Source organism: Pseudoalteromonas sp. QJM3NY_22 (assembly GCF_056173065.1).
This window is the reverse complement of record NZ_CM149655.1, coordinates 3723528-3743294: the sequence shown is the minus strand read 5'-3', so window position 1 is coordinate 3743294 and position 19767 is coordinate 3723528. Positions and strand designations below refer to the sequence as shown.

Genomic DNA, 19767 nt, shown 5'->3' with positions numbered 1-19767 from the left:
ATTAAGTTTCAATTACATCACTCACATCCATATTTTTCCAATTGAGTTGCACTACCACTTGTGCGAAATAGGCGAGCCCTTCTAAATAATCTCGCCGTCGCAGTTTAATGGACTGTTTTTTGAAGTATCGCAACCCAACAAATGCCCATGACACTACTCGCCTGCTTTTGGTTGAGTTAGCTTGAAAAGATCCTGTCTTTCCTGCTTTGTCTATCACTGCACCCAGCATCATTGAGAACCAATGCGCCAGTGTTGCGAGCAGTAAAAGTATGTCTAATCGGTAGAGTTTGTTCGTTCTGTGTAGATCTGAGCCTAAGCCGAACCTAACACTTTTTTGATCTCGAAATCCGGCTTCTATTTGCATTCTCATACCATATAATTTGAGCACTTTTTCGAGAAAGTGGTGCTTTTTTGGAAGTGAAGAAACGAGTAGCCAAGGCTCCTTATAACCACGTTTTTTATCTCTTTTTAATAACTTATGCCCCTTGCCAACCAGCACTGCATGCGTTTGATATTTTGCACTTTTGGTCAACTCGGTCGCGCCAAGATACTGGCTCTTACGTTGATTGCTCTTGAATAGTGACTGGCATGGAACAAACTCATCGCTGCCCTGCGTTTTCAAGTGTGCCGTACCTCGAACTCGGCTAATATAATGCCAGCCATTGTTTCGCACGGCTTTGAGCCAAGGAACTTTAAAGCCCGCATCCGTCACAATGACGGGCCGGCAATCACTCGGCAAGATCAGTTTGAGCATCTTCAAGAACCGTTTTTGTACTTTTGGGCAATGATATTGAAAGCTGAGTGCACTTTCCTGATACAGGGTTAAAGAGCGACCTTCACTGACAATGCTGGCACGCAGAATACAATATTTGGTTTGTGTATCGGCATGACTCCAATCAACCAAAATGACGGGATGCTTTTCAGTGACCACAAAACGGCTTAAGTGAACATAAACCGTTGTTGATTCACGTAAAAGCTCGTGGTTACTGAGCAGTCGATCAATACGTTTAATATCATGTTTTTCAGTTGTTTTTGAATTCAAATTGCGACCGATAGACGTCAAGGTGCATTGCTGACAGTGCAAAAGAGATTTAACGGCAGCGACTAGAGTATTAAATCTGGCTTTATGAATTGATTTAGGGGTGACAGCGCGGAGCATATTGTGCAAAATAGTAAAAGCATTCATGGTGTTTAGCTCTGTTGTTTGTAAGTGATTCATAAGATCACAAAACACCATGAATGTTCCCTCGCTTCCCACATTTTTTAATACTGTTAGTTTATTGATATATAAAGGCTAATTCTGGGGATACTTTAGCGTAATACCCCTGAAATAGCAGAGTCCATTGGTTTTTTACCCGGCACAGAAGAGGAGAAAATGGCGCCATGGCTTGCAGCCATTACCGATACGCTGGAGGTATTGCACAAAGGCGACGAAAATCCGATATCAAGCCGAAACTACATTATGGAAAAAGCCAATGTGCAGTTTAAATCGGTTAACTTTATGCGTGGGCGTAGCATTCAAAATGCGGTGGTAATTTTAGATGAGAGCCAAAATTTAACGGCATCTCAACTTAAAACGATTATTACTCGCTGCGGCGAAGGTACTAAATTAATTTGTACGGGTAACTTGGCGCAAATAGACAGTAACTACCTAACACCGGTGACTTCGGGCTTAACGTACATAGTAGAGCGTTTTAAAAACTTTGAGGGCAGTGCAACGATAAACCTTAACGGGGTTGTACGTAGTCGCTTAGCGTCATTTGCAGAAGAAAATTTATAACTTGCGCTTAACAAATTGGCTCGATAGTCTATCGATTGATTTTCGAGCCATAACGCAGGCAGTACGTTGAATTTTTTACCTCTTAAACATTATTATCGTTCTTTATTTGTTGCGCTTTTGGTTCCATTAGTTGTAGCTCTTTTATTATGCTTACATTTATATAATATTAAGCTTGAACGCATTGTTGAAAAGCGCGAAGCCGATTTTATCAATGTATCTGCACAAGTAAGTCATGGCATGCAAGCGGCAAGTGACTTACTTACTACGATGTTTACACTGTACGAACTGCCTCCTTATAATCAATTAAATAGCACTCTTCTTGAAGGTATTAGCCAGTATGATGGTTACTACTACCGTCATTTTATAAACCAAGGCACTGAAATTGTTGGTAAAGGAGATTTTTCACTTTCTACTCGTGAGCTTTTACAGTGGCAGCAATTAGTCGCGTTAGGCCCTTCTTTTAATACGACGCTTTCGCTGATGCAGTCACTTTCAGCAGTCGCTTATGTGGATGAGCGTGGTATTGCATATGTGGCAAGGCGTAATAAAAGTAAAAGCTTTTTATTAACCGAAATTTTAGACGGGCAATTTAAACCCGAGTTTTCTCCAAATAACCTTTCATCAAGCCCAATAATTAATATAGATGGTAAAGCTTATTTTGCTATAGGCCGTCAGCGAGAACTTGGTTCAAGCGATTACATTATTTTAATTTACGATGTGCAGGCAATGTCTACTTGGCTAAAAAAAGTATCACCTAACCACGGTGAATATGTATTTATGAATCAGTTCCATCACATTATTGCCAGCTCAAAAAATCTAATTGACGAAGCCATCGATCTAAAAACCTATTGGCCAAGCATCGCAGGTCCGGAGAATAAACTGACGATATTAACCAGTAACACTAATTATTTTATGCAACCAATGGGCAATTTGCCTATTCATGCTGCATTTCACGAACCTAAATCAAATTTAGTAAACTCTATTCGTTACGAAGTATTATTAGAATTTATATTTTTAACACTATTTTTAAGCATTATGTTTGGTGTGTTTTTTTGGTTAAGCCAGCGTATTTTTATAAAACCGATGACGCATTTAATGCACTATTTAGAGCAAAATGATACACAACAAAATAAACAATTAGATTATCAAATACCTCTTAATTGGCAGCCTTGGTTTTCGAAAGTAAAACGCGTATTTGCTAAAAATAAGCAACTGGTGGAATCACTGCAAAATGCTAATAAAGATCTTGATGAGCAAGTGCAGCTGCAATCCGAAAAGCTAAAGCGTAGCTATGAAGCAAAAGAACGCCACCTAGCATTACTCAACACGATGCTTAACAGTGTGCCCGATTTAATTTATTTTAAAAATATTGACGGTTTGTTTTTAGGGTGTAATAAGGCATTTGAAGCGTATATAGGTAAAGAGCAAACAGCATTAGTGGGTAAACGCATGGAGGAAATTAGCAATGATGATGAACAAATTAGCGTTTTAGAAAAGCAAGTTCTACAAAACCGTCACGATATACAACAACGAATAGACACAGAGAATAAGTCCTATCAATTAACCATAGCTCCTTTTTATAATGAGCATCAACATTTTTTGGGTACAATGGGAATAGGACGAGATATAACTGAGCAACAACAAACGTTGTACGCTTTAAAAGCTTCAGAATCTAAATTTAGAAGTGCGATTGAATTTGCTGCTAATAGCGTTGTGCTGCTGTCGCTTGAGCACACGATTGTACAAGTTAATAAAGCGACCAGAAAATTATTTATAGAACATCCTGTTTTAGTAGGAGAGCAGCTTAAAATGCTCTTTGACGACAGCCAATGGCAAGAAATAAAAATCACTTTAGCAAAGTTACTCGACGACAAGAAAAAGGTATACCATTTAACCTTAGCGCAAGGGAAATTAGCCAATTGGTTACAATTGAGTGTATCACTCGTGTGGGATGAAAAACGTGATCCTTCTTATTATGTTATTCATTTACAGGATGTAAGCGCACTAACTAAAGCTAAGCATGATGCTGAGCGAGCAACCCTTGCTAAAAGCCGTTTTATTGCTAATTTAAGCCATGAAATACGCACTCCACTTAACGCGGTATTGGGCCTACTTGATATGTTAATAGATCAGGGGCTTACCCAAAAGCAACTACAACAAACAGGCCAGGCTAAACACGCTGCGCAAAGTTTATTATTGATGCTTAACCGAATGCTGGATTTTGCACGCGTAGAAAGTGCGCAAGCTGAACTTAAGTTAGCGCCATTTAATATTGTAGAGCTAATTGATATTTGCGATAGCTTAACGGCGCCGCTGTGTGAAAATAAAAATGTTGAGTTTATTATTGATGTAGACCCTTTAATTGCTCCTGTTTTTATATGCGATAGTATCCGCTTACAGCAAATTTTAGGTAATCTACTAACGAATGCGGTTAAGTTTACAAGCTCGGGCTCTATTGTACTAAAAATGGATTTAGTACAAAGCGTAAGTATTGAACAACAGCTTATCTGTTTTCGTGTAATTGATACTGGCTGCGGGATTGATAAAGCTGATCAAAGGCGTTTGTTTGATGCTTTCACGCAAGGTGATGAATCATCAACAAGGATCCACCAAGGCGTTGGATTAGGACTCGCTATTGTTAAGCATGCGGTATCACTAATGGGTGGTGAAATTGCATTAAATAGTGAGAAAGGTCATGGTTGTGAGTTTTATTTTAGTATTTTGTTACAGGTGGATACAACAAAAAGTAGCGTATTACCAGCAAATGCATTAGCCGTTATATCTGAGCAAAGCTATGAGCTACAACGTGTTGTGGGCGCTTTACCGAAGTTAATAAGTATTGACCTAAAGGAAGCGTTAGAATATCCCATAAAGTTAACCGAAACTGAAAACTTAATTATAGATGCTGATGACTTACCTAAATTACTAAGTGTGCAAGCAATCAACGATTCATTATCTTCAAAAGCAATTTCAGTGGTTATCATCAACCATCAACACACATTAAATTTGTCAACAAGTCAGCTGCTATCAGTTCAACATGTTAAAGCATCAGCACTTGCTCAACGCTTGCTTAATTTGGATGTTGCCTCGCAGCCTAATATAAACAGTGAAATAGTAGTAACGAATGAACAGGTGTATAAAAGGGGTATAGCGGGATTATTAGTGTTAGCAATTGATGACAACCAATTAAACTTAGACATTATTAGCAGTGTGTTGCATCAAGCTAAAGCTAATGTTGTTACAGCTATGAGTGCCGTTGAGGGAATAGAACTATTACGCGTTTTAAAGCCTGATTTAATTTTAATGGATGTACAAATGCCGCATATTGACGGCTGTCAAGCAACGGCTTTAATTCGCCAACAGTTTGACACTAAGCAATTACCTATTTTTGCATTAACCGCTCATTGCGAACCAGCTGATGTTGAGCGCTCATTAAAATGCGGTATGAATAAACACTTAACAAAGCCTGTAGTGGCTGACGTACTCATTGATGCAATTGCAGACTTAGGGCTCTCCAAACCTAGCTTTTTTGAAGAATCATTTGCATTAACGCAGTTCAGTTTTGATGAGGCATTACTCAAAACCATGATTGATAAGTTTGCTAATTTGTGCCAAACCCAGCTCACCCAAATAGAAGGAAGTACCAATAGAAATGATTTGGTACGCTTAGTGCATAGTATAAAAGGTGTGGCAGGCAATTTAGGCTTCAAGCGGTTATCACTTTGTGCCCAACAATGTGAACATCAGTTTAAGACAACCAATGAGTCTGTTGAAATTTCGTTAAAAGAGCTTATTATGCAGCTAGAGCAGGTAATTGTTTTTATAAAAGGCTTGGGAGCAATGGATGTCGAAAAAAGCTAAGGTATTAATTGTTGACGACGATCCTCTTAACCGTTTAGTGCTCGAAAAAACACTCAAAGGTGAGCATGATGTGTTTTTAGTTGAAAGCGGTGAAAAAGCACTGACTTTTGTGAAAACAACACAGGTTGATTTGATCATTCTCGACGTTGTAATGCCGGGTATTGATGGCTACGAAGTACTTGTGCAATTAAAAGAAAACCCAATCACACACTCTATCCCCATTATTTTCATATCAGCTAATCAAAGCCATGAAGATGAATCTAAAGGTTTAGAGCTGGGGGCTATGGATTATATAATTAAGCCATTTAGTGCTTCAATTGTCAGGGTGAGAGTACGTAATCAGTTACTCATTAAACAAAAAAATGACTTGCTTGAGATGTTAGCTTCAATTGATGGCCTAACAGAAATACCTAATAGACGTTATCTTGATGAAAATTTATCTCGTGAATGGCGCAGAAGTAAACGAGGTAGCACACCCCTGTCGGTATTACTGATGGATATAGATCACTTTAAACGTTATAACGATTGTTATGGGCATCGTGCCGGTGATGAGTGCTTAAAAAAAGTGGCGCAAGTACTTGTTGCTCAGTGTAAACGTGGTGGTGATTTTGTTGCACGTTATGGCGGAGAAGAATTTGCTGCCGTGTTACCTGGTGTTAATAAACACGAGGCTATTCAATTTGCTAACACATTACGAAATGCTGTAAACGCACTGAAGATAGAACATAAAGCGTCACTTAATGCTGAACATATAACTATTAGTATCGGAGTAGCAACGACTGAAAGTGGTAAAGTGTATGCTGAGCAAACACTTTTAGAAGAGGCTGACTTAGGTTTGTATGCAGCGAAAGATGCTGGGCGTAATCAAATTATTGCACGCTAATTGAGCTTTTATCTCCTAAGTGACCTGTATTGCGTATAATAAACTACTTTTACTTCTTATCTTATAACAATTAACACCAGCGTGTTGAGTGGATTTACAATAAGAAAAAGTTGGTTTGTATATGCCATACCAACTTGCATAAATCGTTGATCAATTTAACGAATTAAATTGCACTATAACGTCGTTAAAATTTTTTATTTAGAACAACACGCCCTAGATACAAAAACTTTTGCCTAGTCCTAGCGTAATTTTCTTAACGTTAAATAGACCCCATATATAAGCAGATTGGTATCACACTCCTACAAATAACCTAACCTAAGTTCCATCAATAAAGGCGGCAATAACAATGTAGTGACGGTTTTTTAATTATTTATCATTCCCAAAGCACTTTCGCCCATACCGACTAATTTGTCATTTTTAAATACCAGTGGAGTACATTCATCTTTCGTTGTTTTTCCGTCAGAATGAACGCTATGCGTTACGTAAAACAGTATTTGATAAACATCATCACCTTTTTTTAATAATTCAGTGAAGTCAGGTGTTTTTAATTTAGTTAACACGGATTGATAGCTACTATCCATTGCAAGCTCTGAGATGGCTTCACGATTATTTTTATTCTTAGTTTCCCAACTAGATGAATTTTTACCAGCCCAATGTGTTTCTGTTTCGCCATCTGACACTGCAATAACACAGCCTGTTAAAAATGGAGCGATTAAAGCTGCAGCTAAAAGTGATTTTTTCATTTTTATTTACCTTAATAAAGTTTTTAATTTGTTATTAGCTGTATTAAAGCAAAGGGTATACCATAATTATAAGTTGTTATTAATCATTGTCTTAAGTTGTCTTGGCTGTTTTTATCTAGCAAAATATTAAATGTGTTAGTAAAAACAGCCATTTTTTAGTTTTTTTGATTACTACAATAAAATCACTACACCAAGCGGTTACGTGATTCACCATTATTAAATGCAGTAATATTTAAACTTACTTCATTAATTAAGCGCACGATAGATTCAGTACTTGCCCATGCAATGTGTGGAGTGAGTAATAAATTATTGCCTTTGTAATTAGCAAGTGGATTTGAAAGCTCGGCAGGCTCTTTAGTTAGTACATCAACACCTGCGCCTGCAATTAGGTTTTGCTCAAGTGCTTTAGCTAGGTCGGCTTCGTTAATAATGCCACCACGTGCGGTATTAATAATAATGCTACTTGGCTTCATCATTTTAAGCTCATTAAGCGAAATTAAATCACGTGTTTCATCTGTTAGCGGGCAGTGTACGCTGATTATATCTGCTGTTTTAATGGCGTCTTCAAAAGGCGTACGACCATCTCGACATTTAACCCCTTTACGCTCTGCTACAATAACATTAGCGCCAAATGCCTCAGCCACTTTCGCAACACCCTTGCCTAACGTACCACCGCCTATAATGGCAAATGTTTTACCTTGTAGGTCGTTAAAGCTGTAATCGAGTATGCAAAACATGTCACTTTTTTGCCACGCGCCTTGCTGGCAATCCGCCTGATAGCGGTGTGTGTTACCCAGTAAATTAGTAATTAAAGAAAACGTATGTTGAACAACAGAAGGTGTTGAATAGCCAGCTACATTAGTTACGGCAATACCAAATTCTTTAGCGGCTTCTAAATCAACATTATTAGTACCAGTTGCGCTAACGCAGATTAGTTTAAGCTGAGTCAGTTGACTAATCGTGTCGCGATTTAAAACTGCTTTATTAGTGATTAATACATCAGCATCTTGGCAATGTTCAATAACTTGCTCTGGGCTAGTAAGTTCATAAGTCGTTAATTTACCAAGTTGTTCAATACAAGTAAGAGATGTTTTAGCTAATGTAGCGTTATCAATAATAGTAATGTTCATTATGAGCCCTAAAAATAGATCGAAAATATGGGCTTAAGGTACTACGAAAGAAAGTCTTTGTTAATGGTATTACTACCAAATGATTAGGGCTTGTTTATCTTTCGAGGTTGAATTTACAGCGGCATGCTTGGTATTTAGGCAAGGCAGAGCCTATGTAGTGTGGTTATTCCCCATAGAATAAATGCCAAACATGCGGTGCCTGTAGGATTCTGCCAGGGGTAATTTACTCTTTGTTGCGCGGTTTTTAATTATTCTTACATGGATGTAAGCCTGTCTCTTGATCACAACTTTTCTGTCTGCTGAATTGATATTAACAATTCGGCAGATTCGACCATTTCTGCTAATTTCAACCACCCCTTCCAGAGTGCTTTTACGCCAACTCGACCATTTCTTTTACTGTCATACCACCCTCCCAATTTCGCTAAACTATAGTATAGCCATTGGAGAGACGGTACTTTATCCGGCAACACATCCTTTTCAACCTTTGCCCATAGTAATTTCCACGTCATCTCTTTAACACAAGTTGTACATCTCACTTCTTTGTCTAATTCACTCCTTTGCGCCATATTTTGCAGCTGTAATAACCTGACAGCAATAAACGCTTTAATGATCGCAATTCGTAAAATATTATCACTGTGCTGCAAACGTAAATCTTCTACTTCGGTTCCATCTGTTTTCCATGTTTTATGAAACTCCTCTACACGCCAGCGAAGTTCATAGTATCTTACTAATTTCTGGGCATCTTCTGCTGTATTTACGGGCTCTGTCGTATATAAAATCCAACATAATGGATTTTTTTGCGTACTTTCTTTTTCCTGACAGACAATGACATTGACGCTCAATGTCGGTGATTCTTGCCCTTGTACTCGCTTAGGCTTGGCGAGTGTTATAGGTTGATAGCTCAATGTAATTCGGGCCTGACGCGCTTTTCTTCCCGCACGTTGCGCTATATTAATAGTGTAACAACACTGACCCTGCGCTGTTTCTATTAACTGATTGAGATTGCATTGAGGCTCTATTAATTTTCTATTTTCTTTTGCTCTGACTAAAAATCGATGCCCTTCATCTTTTTGGTAAGTCATGTACTCATAAATGTCAGCTTCTCTGTCGCAGATGTTAAGTATATTTGATAATTCACCTGTACGTTTTTTTATATCCATTAATGTTTGTTGCCAGCGATAGCTTTCTTTCTCTTCGTAAGGGCGTTGCTGTTGTTGATCTTTAGTCCCTTTAACCTTTGATTTCCTAAACCAATAGGACTGGTCGAGTAAACCAATAACGTGCTCCGTATCTGCATCAATTGCTAAAGTTGAATGCGCATATAGCGTTCTTGTTTTTGATGGTTTTCCTAGGGGCTGTTGATCTTTCACATTGGTAGCCAAATCATTGCACATGCCAGCGCTAACATACTCTCAAACTGTAATTTCAATTTATCGTACCTTGTCGCTATAGCACGGAAGTGCTTTAGCCTTGCAAAGGCATTTTCAACTAAATGCCTATATTTATATAAGCACCAATCAATATCACCATTACCTGTTTTTGAGTTTTTCTTTCTAGGGATCACTGGGCTTGAGTTTCTCTCTCGAACCTTATTTCTAATGACTTCACTATCATAGCCTTTGTCTGCGATAACAAAATCGCCTTGGGGCAATAATTCAATCAGTTCATTTGCCACTTTACTATCATGAACATCGCCGCCTGTAATAATAAATTCAATTGGTAAGCCATAACTATCAACAGCTAAATGAATTTTACTTGTATTACCGCCACGACTTAATGCTATCGCTTGTTCTTGTTGAGACGCAGCACCTGTACTGTGTTGATGTGCTTTAACATAACTGCCATCAATGAATTCCCACTCAGTGTCACTATTGGCGGATAATGATTTGAACAACCTTATTAATATTCCTTTTTTAGACCAAAGTAGAAATCGGCGGTAAATAGTATTCCATAAACCAAAACACTCAGGGAGGTCACGCCATGGGCAACCAACACGTAAGCGATATAAAATTCCTTCCATCGTTTGTCTGTGTTCAAGCTTGTTATAAACTCTATCTTCAAGCAAAATTGATTTTAGCTTCGACCACAACTTATCAGTGAGCATTAATCGGGGCATGGTAATCTCGTAAGGTTTGTTTTTGGCGAAGTAAATTATACGAGATTACCGCTTACGCACAAAATTCAAACAAAGATCAACAGCCCCTAATGTATTTGTACAGTTCACATCGCCTAATTCTTTGCAAACACTGTGTTTAAATGTCAATCCTGTCGTATCTTGGATAGCGAGAACCAAAGGCAACTGCTTTACCGCTTCACTCGTTTGTGAGAATCCTGAATAGGCAATCGCTTGAGGGGATATTTTCTCATTTCTAATGAAACGATAAGCGGCTTCAATTTTTGCGGGTGTATCAGAAGCCTTAACAATTGAGCTGTCTGCATTCTCAGCCATATCGCTTGCTAGTAGAGCTAATCGTCGGGTGCGTCTCGGATCTCCTAAATTAGCGTTACCAAAAATTAATTGAGCCCATTCTTCAGAAGTGTTTGTGTGCATATGATAAATCTATGAGTGATGATGATCGATTAGATCACAGACTTAACGATATTCAAAGACTTGTGTATAAGAGACAGGGATGTAAGCCAGCAGGGTAACGCAGGAGCAGTTACCGAGCCCACTAGGTTACAAACCTCACGCCGCGATTAAATTACCCCTAGATTGAACAGATTTTAATCCTAAAATGCCAACAGGTCCTAGTTGGTTTTAATTTAAAATGGAGTTGCTCATGTGGTCAGCCCACTAACAGTCTAAGAATATGGTATTTTATTGGATTGGTTAGCTAAATTTGTTGCACTAATACCAGGTTTCATGGTCGAACTTTATGTAAAGTAAAGAGCATGATCCACTTAAGTAATAAAAGCCGTTTATTGGTTATTTCGCATTTTAGATTGGCTGAGTTATAATTGAACATAGACATAAACGGTGCGCTTTGGCGTGCCGTTTTTTAACATTATAGATGTAGTAATGAGTGAATTAGAAGATAAATACACAGATATACGCCCATATAATGACGATGAAGTTGCGGCTTCGCTTACGCGTTTAATCAACGATAATGCGTTTATTGATGTAATAGCAAAATACAACTTACCGCGTTTTTTATCGTTTGTGCCATTCATTACACGTCCACTGGTAAGAAGCCAGCTGCGTAAAAAATGGGGGCAGGTAAAAACTGTTGAAGACGTACAGAACGAGGTTGCACAATACCTTGATAAGCTAGTAAAACGCACCACGTCAAAAGTTACTTTTTCAGGTCTCGATGAATTAGACCCTAAACAAGCTTATTTATTTATCTCTAACCATCGCGACATAGTACTGGATCCAGCATTAGTCAATTGGGGTTTGTTTCAACACAAAATGAAAACAGTGCGTATTGCCATTGGCGATAATTTATTACAAATACCTTATATCACTGAACTTATGCGCTTAAATAAAAGCTTTATAGTTAAGCGCTCAGCTAAAGCACCTAAAGAAATGCTAAAAGCACTTACTCAACTTTCATCCTATATTTATGATTCGTTGATGAGTGGTAATTCAATTTGGATTGCACAAAAAGAGGGGCGTGCGAAAGATGGATTTGATCAAACGGATCCTGCGCTTCTAAAAATGCTGCAACTTAATGGGCGCAAGCAAAAGAAAGAATTTGGTGATTATATAAAAGAGTTAAAAATAGTCCCTGTTTCTATATCTTATCAATACGAGCCGTGTGCTATTTCTAAAGCTAAAGAGTTATACCATAAGCAACTCCACGGTGAATATATTAAGTCTGCTGGTGAAGATATTGCCAGTATCGTCGAAGGCTTTAGTACCGCCAAGGGACATGTTCATTTAGCGTTTGGACGGCCTATTGAATCCCATTGTGATAGCGCAGAAGCGTTGGCAAAAACGATTGATCAGCAAATAGTGGATTCATTTTATTTACACCCCGGAAATTATATTGCTGGTGGCTGTAAAAAAGCAGTAATTGACTCACCAGATACAGCCACCTTCGAACAGCGAATGGCTAATGTACCTGAAGAGCTTAAACCGCTTGTACTTGCAATGTACGCTAAGCCTTTTCATCGTAAGAGTGAGATTAATATTAAAAGTTGTGAGCACTAAGCGGGGTCTGCTTACCTTTTTTAGATTAAACATACGCAGCCCTTTGAGTTAGCTCTTGGGCGACTTACTCTTTGTTGCTCTGTATTTACTTTGCCCACGAGGTTGCAGACCTCGCGCCGTGATTCAATTGCGTCTAAATAGAACTTTTATGCTGAAAGGTCACAGGTGAGTTTAATAACCTTTGAAAAGTGACTGTTTATTTGTCACTTTTTTTTTGCTTAAAAAAAACGCTATACTAAAAGTCTGACCTTCTTAAGTGGTATTAATACAATGCAACAAATTGAAATATTTGATATTCCAAGCCCTTGCAAAAGTATTTGTCTAGTGAATAATAGAGGGTATTGCAAGGGATGCTACCGCAGTCGCGATGAGCGTTTTACTTGGAACTCACTAAGTAATGCCCAAAAAAAGAAAGTGCTTAGTTTATGCCAACAACGCTACAAACGTTACCTGCAAAAAGATCAAAAAAATTCAGTGCTAAATAGTAAAACCAAACAGCAAGGATTTGATTTTTAATTCTTATCTGCCTTTTGGCACATATAATGCCAATGCTGCATAGAATTCGAACAATTTAGCGAGTTGGGATAATTTACATTAAGTTTAATTTTATGGCGACTCGAATTTTTATAGTTTTATTTACAGGCCTAATACAAGTAAATTCAAGGCAGTTAGCGCTGAAAATAGCTGCTTGGGATAGATTTTTTATCCAAAACTTCGATTAATTAGCCAGTCACTAAAGTACTATTTACGGCCACAAAGCTACTGTTACGACTATTAATCTATAATCGATACCTCATAACTAATTTCATCTAAAGCTTGCTTTTCTATGTGCCAATTGTGTTCTTGGAACACACAAAACGGTTGTTATACCAACCTGCATAAATCTTTGATCAATTTAACGAATTAAATTGCACTATAACGTCGTTAAAAATTTTTTATTTAGAACAACTAGGGCGTGTTGATCTTTGCGGTATAAAAAACAAACAGCATAAGGATAAGGTATAATTGAATTCGCTAAAAAACGTTACACCGAACCCTCATGCCAAGATTAATGTTAACAGACGCGACATGGAATGTCTTATCAAAAGTAATGCACTTAAGTGGTCGAATTTATAATAAGCCTGAGCATAGAAAAACGCTCGAAGGCATACTCTATAGGATGCGTACCGGTATTCCTTGGCGAGATTTACCGTCTTATTTCGGCTCGTGGAGTGCTATTTATAGACGATTTAATTTATGGTCCAAAAAAGATATTTTGAATGAATTATTTCGAGTGTTATCCCACTATGCTGATATGGATTGGATCTTTATTGATGGCAGTATTGTCAGGGCTCACCAGCATAGTTGCGGTGCAAGAACCGCTGACAATGAATCAATCGGTAAGAGTCGAGGTGGTAATTCGACTAAAATTCATCTTGCAGTAGATAGCGGAGGATTGCCTGTTTATTATGAATTATCCTGTGGAAATACGCATGATATCGTCCATGCAGAGTCACTTGTAGCCAATTGCCCAACGAGTAATGTTGTTGTCGCAGATAAAGGCTACGATAGTGAAAAACTAAGAGAGTTTATTCGTGACAATAGCGCTACACCCGTTATTCCACGCAAGGATAACAGTTTAGTGGGTAATGAAGATATTGACTGGTGCATGTACAAATATAGGCACTTAGTTGAGAATGCCTTTGGTCGGATCAAACAATATAGAGGGATAGCCACACGGTATGAAAAGCTTGAGCGGAATTATCATTCCATGCTCGCTTTAGCATTCACTATGATGTGGCTACCAATATGGGCTGATTAATATATATACTACAAAGATCAACAGCCCCTAGTTATAGCGTAATTTTCTTAACGTTAAATAGACCCCATACATAAGCAGATTGGTATTAAAATACGGCGGGATAAAAATAAATTAATCAACAATAATAAGATGCTAAAATGTTGTGGCTGCTATTTTAAATTACTACAGAAGTAAATAAAATACGCGGCGTATAATGCAATATGGCCACCTTATTGGTTGGTTTATAGCATTATTGCTATTTAAGCTGGTAATTTATTGGAATGAATTAGGAAATACTATGAGCTTTAACTTATGTCTGTTACCACGTGAAGAAAAATACCAAATTCAGCTCGATTATGAAGCGTCATTTTGGGCGTATCAAATTAAACGCAATAAAAAAACGCGTGAACAAGTGTATAACACTATTCATAGCCGTCCGATTGCTGAGCAAATGTTTTTAAAACAGCAATTTGAACAGTATTTGTCAATGATGCTAAGTTAGGTATGTATAAGGTTGAAATATTAGAACAAGTTAAAAGTCCACTTGTTAATAAATTTTATAAGCAATACAGCGTAAGGGGGCGTGCTAATAAGCAAGATCAACTTTGGGTTGTTTATAATAAAACAGATATTGTTGCTGCGTGCCGCTTACAACATAAAGCCGAATTTTTATTTTTGTCGACCGTTTTTGTCGCTCCTCAGCATAGATCTAAAGGTTTAGCAAAGCTATTAATAACAACACTCTTAGGGAAGCAAAATAAAGTTGTTTATACCTTTGCCTACAAAACACTAGTTGATTTATACCGCACTGTTGGTTTTAACCAAGTGTTAACATATACTCTTGCTTTACAAGTACTTTTCGATACTTATAAACACCGCAATGTAGTCGCCTTAAAATACCCATAGCATCAAATAATATGGAATAAGCATGAGCAGATGTGTTAACTGGATCATATGTAGTTTAATAGCTTTTACTGCTATTTTAAGCTCTCAAGTAGGCGCACAAGTGAAGCGTTTATCTCCAAACGAAGGTTTGTCACAGAGCTACGTTAACACTATGCTTATTGATAATAGCGGTTACTTATGGCTTTCGACAGAAGCGGGATTGAATCGTTATGATGGTTATCAGATTATTCCTATTAATGGCCCTAATGGTGAATTAGAAGATGCTATTATTGACCGCATTTACCAAGACCCTCAGGACCATATTTGGATTGTATCATTGCTTGCTGGCTTGTTTAGGTACGACCCTGCAACTAACTCATACAAACAGTTTCTAGAAAAACCCACCAGCGAAGAACAAATTATTAACAAATTTGCTTTTAGCATGCTGGCGATTGATGAAAAAACACTGTGGATTGGGCGAGGTAGAGACTTTGCAAAGTTAGACATTGAAAGTGGCATAGTAACTTCTATTTTTGAGCTTTCACATGAATATAAGAACACTTTAGTTAGGGAACTTTTTCACTACAATGGCTATATTTTTATTGGCACTAGCCACGGTGCTTATATATTTGATATCGCGACGGAACAAATACGTCCACTACAGCATTTAAAGGGGGAGCCTGAACATATTTACCAAAATAATGTGAAAGCGTTCGCCTTAGGCGAAAGTAATCAACTTCTCGTTGGTACTGTAAAGGGGTTGTATCAAGTAGATATCACTAATTTATCGAAGATGTTTGAGCGCCCCGACCTACCATTTAAAAATAAGGCTTTGTTAGCAGATTTAAATATTTGGCAAATTGTTAACGCTCATGGAAAAGTAGATTTAGCTACAGATAAAGGATTGTTTAAGTTTGACTTAACCAGTGGTGAATTGATTAAAAATACGCGTATAACGCAAAGTAAATATACGCTTGCTGATACTAGTATTATTGATATGGTAAAAGATAAATCAGGCGGCACATGGGTGGCGACCAAAACAGATGGCGCATTTTATTTATCAAACGATAATTATAATTTTAGCAATGTTGATGGCAGTTTATTAGGTGGTGATGGATTGTCGCATCATTCGGTGTGGGGCATTACCGAATACAATGATAAGTTATGGTTAGCCACGCACAATGGCATAACCGAGGTCGATTTAAAAGCCAATACAGGAAAGGTCTATTTAAAAGACTATAAAGTAGATTTACTAACAACCGAATTTACTGTTTATGAAATAATGCCCTATAAAAATAAATTGTGGCTTTACAGTAACCGAGGGCTGTTTGTTTTTGATCCAATGACACATGATGTTAGTAAACCAATAACAAAAAATCCTGCTAACCAAAATAAAATAAAAGGCTGGGTGCATGGTGTTACACTTATGCCAAATGGCGATTTATATTATGTGCACTCAGATCATGGCGTGTTTATTTATAACATTGATACGCAAATAGTGACTCGTTTAGGTGGTGAATTTGCACAATTTCAACCTTTCCTAGCCCATGGTTTTTTACCACCACTTTCTAGTAAACCCGATTCACCATTGTTTTTTAATGCGGGAATTTTATATCAAGTAAACCCTGAAAATTTTGCATTGAAAATGATTTATAAAGTACCCAAACAGCATGAAAATGTTGCTATTAGTGTGTTGTCGTATGTTATAGATAACAACAATATTTTATGGATATCATTGTCTAATTTTGGCCTAATAGGACTTGATGCTTTAACTTACCAGCTAGTACATACAATTGATTTGGAAAAAAATAAATTGGGCACTTTACTCTATGACATGGTGCTAGATGATGACGGCATGATTTGGATGAGTAGCCACAAAGGTATCTGGCGGTTAAACCAAAAAACATTACATTTTCAACAGTTTACTGTATCTGAAGGGCTGCTTTCGGCTGAATTTAATAGCAACGCAATGGCACGCCTAAAAGATGGCCGTATTGCATATGGTGGCTTAAAAGGTCTCACCTATTTCCAGCCAACGGAAAATAAAAATACTCAGGTGCTAATTGATCATGTCAATATTACACGAGTCAATTTGATGTCGCGTGATTTATCGTTTGATTTAAAGCAGCCGCTAAATGAAGTTATTTTGAACCATGATGACATAGGACTTGAAGTTGCTTTTTCAGCTATGGCATTTAGTAATCAAGAGCGTATTATTTATGAGTATCAATTAGGCAATGGCCAGAAAACGTATACTCGCAATAATAATCGCGTTTTATTCCCTAAACTTAATCCGGGTAACTATCAATTAAAAGTGTGGGCGAAAGATCCACTTACAGGCAAATACACAGCACCTGCAACTTTAAAAATAAGAGTAAAATACCCGCTTTGGCGAGCGCCTTATTTTATGGTGCTATATGCAATGTTACTCGTTGCATTTGTAACAATGTGGGTGATGCGACGCAATAAAATTCAACGGATTCTATTAGCAGCAAATAAAGAGAGCAAAGAAAGTGAAGCCCGCTTAAAAATAGCGTTAGAAGGCAGTGAATCTGGGGTATGGGATTGGCAGTCAAGTAACCCCTCCATTTATCAGCCTCGGTTAAAAAATGAACTTGGCTACGATAATGAAACAGTGAATTTGGATGATTATTTAGCTAAAATTCACCCGCAAGATAAACAATTATTTCGCTTAGAATGGTTAGAATTTTTATCTACTGATAAAGGTTACTTTAACTGTACCTACCGCTTGCGCCACGCAAAAGGCTATTGGCGGTGGTATAAAGATTTTGGCAAAGTTGTAGAGTGGGACGAAAAAAATCCACAAAAAGTGGCGGGGACCTACACTAATATGACCCGTGAGATGGTATTTGAAGAGCATGCATTGCTGTTTACCGCAGCATTTGAGCAAACCCGTGATTGGGTGCTTATACTCGATAAAAACTTTAATATCCGTGCCTCAAATAAATCACTTCAAACAGCCTTTAACTTCTCTGCTGAGTCGCTTTCTAGTCGCTCTTTAAATTTAGGAATTTCACGGAGCAATCGTTTTGGCTATTTACGGATTATACAAAAACTATTAGTTGGCGAGCATTTCACTTGCGAAGATACTGTAGTGCTCGCAAATGGTGAGTCTCATTATGTATTAGTGAAAATAAGTGCGGTGGCCGATAACGAGCAACGATTAAATAGTTATGTTGTTATATTAACTGATATAAGTGCTCAAAAATCAGCTGAAAATGAACTTCATTTGCTCGCTAATTACGATGTATTAACGGGATTACCAAACCGTATGTTGTTTAACGATCGTGTTGGGCATGCGTTAGAACAAGCAAAAAAGCACAGCTGTAAAGTTGCACTGTTATACATAAATATTAAGCGCTTTAAGTACTTTAATGATTCCTTAGGGCATGAAGCGGGTGATGAATTAATTAAAAAAGTCGCAGAGAGATTAAAATGTGTATTACGCCCATCAGATAGTGTCGCACGTTTTAGTGGTGATGAATTTGTTGCGCTCGTAGAGGATATTCATAAAATAGAAGAGGTTTTACTTATATGCGTAAAACTAATGGATTGCGTAAACCAAAATATTAGTATTAGCGGACAGGTCGTTAATATTAACTTAAGTATTGGTGTTGCTATATGTCCTGATGATGCAAAAGAAAGCTCTACATTATTAAAAGCGGCTAACATTGCGCTTTATCATGCTAAAGATTCACTTGAAAGTAGCTATCAATTCTATAAACAAGAAATGAATCAGCATGTACAAAAAACACTTCACCTGGAGTCACAACTTACTAAAGCTTATCAAGAACATGAATTTTGTAATTATTACCAACCCATTGTTAACGCAAAAACTTATATAACTGAAGGGTTTGAAGTGTTATTACGTTGGCCTGAAAATAATCTTATCCAAACTCAAGAATTTTCTTTAGCGGCTGAAGGTATTGGTTTAATAACAAAGATAATGCTGCAAACATTGGCGCGTGCTTTAGAGGATTTGAAAGAATGGCGTAAGGTATCGCCGAAGCTTTATTTATCAATAAATTTATCGGCACTTGATTTTGAGTTTATAGAGTTGGTGCCAGAGATCAGAAAAGCGCTAAGTAATGCCAATATACCGTCAGACGCGATTGTATTTGAAATTACCGAGTCGATACTTATGCGTGATTCAAAACAAGCATTGCACAGTATGGAGAAGCTTAAAAGTTTGGGCTGCAAGTTTTATATGGATGATTTCGGTACTGGTTATGCTTCATTGACTTATCTAAAACGTTTTCCTATCGACGTACTAAAAATTGATAAGAGCTTTGTACAAGACATAGGAATTGACTCTGATGACGAAGCCATTATTCAATCAATACTTGCCCTTGCACACAGTTTAGGTAAAGAATGTGTAGCAGAGGGGGTTGAAAGCTCACATCAGCTCGCCTTTTTAAATGAAAGGGGATGTAGCCATTTCCAAGGTTACTTATTTAGTAAGCCTGTACCAAATAACGAAGTACTACCGCTTATTAATCGCGATTGGAGTGATATGTTCAATTGATAATAT

General features: G+C 37.6%; 14 protein-coding genes and 1 pseudogene. 9 read left to right on the top strand and 6 right to left on the bottom strand.

Features of this window, described 5'->3' with window-relative positions; all coding sequences use genetic code 11:
* Position 1: 1 nt before the first annotated feature.
* On the bottom strand, positions 2–1219 hold the full coding sequence (locus AC0VZ4_RS17310; RefSeq protein WP_475439829.1) for an IS4 family transposase: 1218 nt from the start codon (positions 1217–1219) through the stop codon (positions 2–4).
* A 96-nt stretch (positions 1220–1315) separates the two neighbouring features.
* On the opposite strand from AC0VZ4_RS17310, the pseudogene AC0VZ4_RS17305 reads away from it, so the two are divergent.
* The 3 genes and pseudogenes from AC0VZ4_RS17305 to AC0VZ4_RS17295 form a co-directional block, all read left to right on the top strand.
* A pseudogene (locus AC0VZ4_RS17305) lies at positions 1316–1780 on the top strand (PhoH family protein); the annotation flags it as partial.
* 66 nt (positions 1781–1846) lie between these two features.
* A complete protein-coding gene (locus tag AC0VZ4_RS17300) occupies positions 1847–5641 on the top strand; it encodes a PAS domain-containing hybrid sensor histidine kinase/response regulator (RefSeq protein WP_475440270.1) in 3795 nt (1264 codons plus the stop codon).
* Positions 5625–6524, top strand: a complete 900-nt coding sequence (locus AC0VZ4_RS17295) for a diguanylate cyclase (protein WP_475440269.1) — start codon at positions 5625–5627, stop codon at positions 6522–6524. Before AC0VZ4_RS17300 ends, AC0VZ4_RS17295 begins: the two co-directional genes overlap by 17 nt.
* A 362-nt stretch (positions 6525–6886) precedes the next feature.
* Here AC0VZ4_RS17295 and AC0VZ4_RS17290 read toward each other — a convergent pair whose 3' ends face one another.
* From AC0VZ4_RS17290 to AC0VZ4_RS17270, 5 genes are all read right to left on the bottom strand, one after another.
* A complete protein-coding gene (locus AC0VZ4_RS17290) occupies positions 6887–7267 on the bottom strand; it encodes a DUF3192 domain-containing protein (RefSeq protein WP_475440268.1) in 381 nt (126 codons plus the stop codon).
* A gap of 185 nt (positions 7268–7452) precedes the next feature.
* Positions 7453–8397: a D-2-hydroxyacid dehydrogenase gene (locus AC0VZ4_RS17285; RefSeq protein ID WP_475440267.1), complete on the bottom strand. Its 945-nt coding sequence runs from the start codon at positions 8395–8397 to the stop codon at positions 7453–7455.
* Between the two features lie 281 nt (positions 8398–8678).
* On the bottom strand, positions 8679–9767 hold the full coding sequence (locus tag AC0VZ4_RS17280) for an IS4 family transposase (RefSeq protein WP_475440266.1): 1089 nt from the start codon (positions 9765–9767) through the stop codon (positions 8679–8681).
* Positions 9764–10513, bottom strand: a complete 750-nt coding sequence (locus tag AC0VZ4_RS17275) for an IS5 family transposase (protein ID WP_475439649.1) — start codon at positions 10511–10513, stop codon at positions 9764–9766. The genes AC0VZ4_RS17280 and AC0VZ4_RS17275 overlap by 4 nt, the downstream gene beginning before the upstream one ends.
* Positions 10514–10558: 45 nt before the next feature.
* Positions 10559–10948, bottom strand: coding sequence for an IS4/Tn5 family transposase DNA-binding protein (locus AC0VZ4_RS17270; protein ID WP_475440265.1), 390 nt, complete (start codon positions 10946–10948; stop codon positions 10559–10561).
* Positions 10949–11416: 468 nt separating this feature from the next.
* Between AC0VZ4_RS17270 and AC0VZ4_RS17265 the strand changes: the two genes are divergently transcribed.
* The 6 genes from AC0VZ4_RS17265 (at position 11417) to AC0VZ4_RS17240 (ending at position 19761) form a co-directional block, all read left to right on the top strand.
* Positions 11417–12550, top strand: a complete 1134-nt coding sequence (locus AC0VZ4_RS17265) for a 1-acyl-sn-glycerol-3-phosphate acyltransferase (RefSeq protein ID WP_475440264.1) — start codon at positions 11417–11419, stop codon at positions 12548–12550.
* Between the two features lie 270 nt (positions 12551–12820).
* The gene (locus AC0VZ4_RS17260; protein ID WP_096793784.1) at positions 12821–13066 is read left to right on the top strand and encodes a DUF1289 domain-containing protein; all 246 of its coding nucleotides are present in this window, start codon (positions 12821–12823) and stop codon (positions 13064–13066) included.
* 523 nt (positions 13067–13589) lie between these two features.
* Positions 13590–14351: an IS5 family transposase gene (locus AC0VZ4_RS17255; protein WP_475439680.1), complete on the top strand. Its 762-nt coding sequence runs from the start codon at positions 13590–13592 to the stop codon at positions 14349–14351.
* A 277-nt stretch (positions 14352–14628) separates the two neighbouring features.
* Positions 14629–14832: a DUF3283 family protein gene (locus AC0VZ4_RS17250; RefSeq protein ID WP_008136617.1), complete on the top strand. Its 204-nt coding sequence runs from the start codon at positions 14629–14631 to the stop codon at positions 14830–14832.
* A gap of 2 nt (positions 14833–14834) precedes the next feature.
* Positions 14835–15236: a GNAT family N-acetyltransferase gene (locus AC0VZ4_RS17245; protein WP_475440263.1), complete on the top strand. Its 402-nt coding sequence runs from the start codon at positions 14835–14837 to the stop codon at positions 15234–15236.
* A gap of 22 nt (positions 15237–15258) precedes the next feature.
* Positions 15259–19761, top strand: coding sequence for an EAL domain-containing protein (locus AC0VZ4_RS17240; protein ID WP_475440262.1), 4503 nt, complete (start codon positions 15259–15261; stop codon positions 19759–19761).
* Positions 19762–19767: the final 6 nt, after the last annotated feature.

Bases quoted from the DNA above. Each gene is read 5' to 3' on its own strand.
- AC0VZ4_RS17275 (WP_475439649.1), bottom strand. From the start codon at position 10,513: ATGCCCCGATTAATGCTCACTGATAAGTTGTGGTCGAAGCTAAAATCA.
- AC0VZ4_RS17285 (WP_475440267.1), bottom strand. From the start codon at position 8,397: ATGAACATTACTATTATTGATAACGCTACATTAGCTAAAACATCTCTT.
- AC0VZ4_RS17240 (WP_475440262.1), top strand. From the start codon at position 15,259: ATGAGCAGATGTGTTAACTGGATCATATGTAGTTTAATAGCTTTTACT.
- AC0VZ4_RS17295 (WP_475440269.1), top strand. From the start codon at position 5,625: ATGTCGAAAAAAGCTAAGGTATTAATTGTTGACGACGATCCTCTTAAC.
- AC0VZ4_RS17290 (WP_475440268.1), bottom strand. From the start codon at position 7,267: ATGAAAAAATCACTTTTAGCTGCAGCTTTAATCGCTCCATTTTTAACA.
- AC0VZ4_RS17270 (WP_475440265.1), bottom strand. From the start codon at position 10,948: ATGCACACAAACACTTCTGAAGAATGGGCTCAATTAATTTTTGGTAAC.
- AC0VZ4_RS17255 (WP_475439680.1), top strand. From the start codon at position 13,590: ATGCCAAGATTAATGTTAACAGACGCGACATGGAATGTCTTATCAAAA.
- AC0VZ4_RS17265 (WP_475440264.1), top strand. From the start codon at position 11,417: ATGAGTGAATTAGAAGATAAATACACAGATATACGCCCATATAATGAC.
- AC0VZ4_RS17245 (WP_475440263.1), top strand. From the start codon at position 14,835: ATGTATAAGGTTGAAATATTAGAACAAGTTAAAAGTCCACTTGTTAAT.
- AC0VZ4_RS17310 (WP_475439829.1), bottom strand. From the start codon at position 1,219: ATGAATCACTTACAAACAACAGAGCTAAACACCATGAATGCTTTTACT.
- AC0VZ4_RS17260 (WP_096793784.1), top strand. From the start codon at position 12,821: ATGCAACAAATTGAAATATTTGATATTCCAAGCCCTTGCAAAAGTATT.
- AC0VZ4_RS17250 (WP_008136617.1), top strand. From the start codon at position 14,629: ATGAGCTTTAACTTATGTCTGTTACCACGTGAAGAAAAATACCAAATT.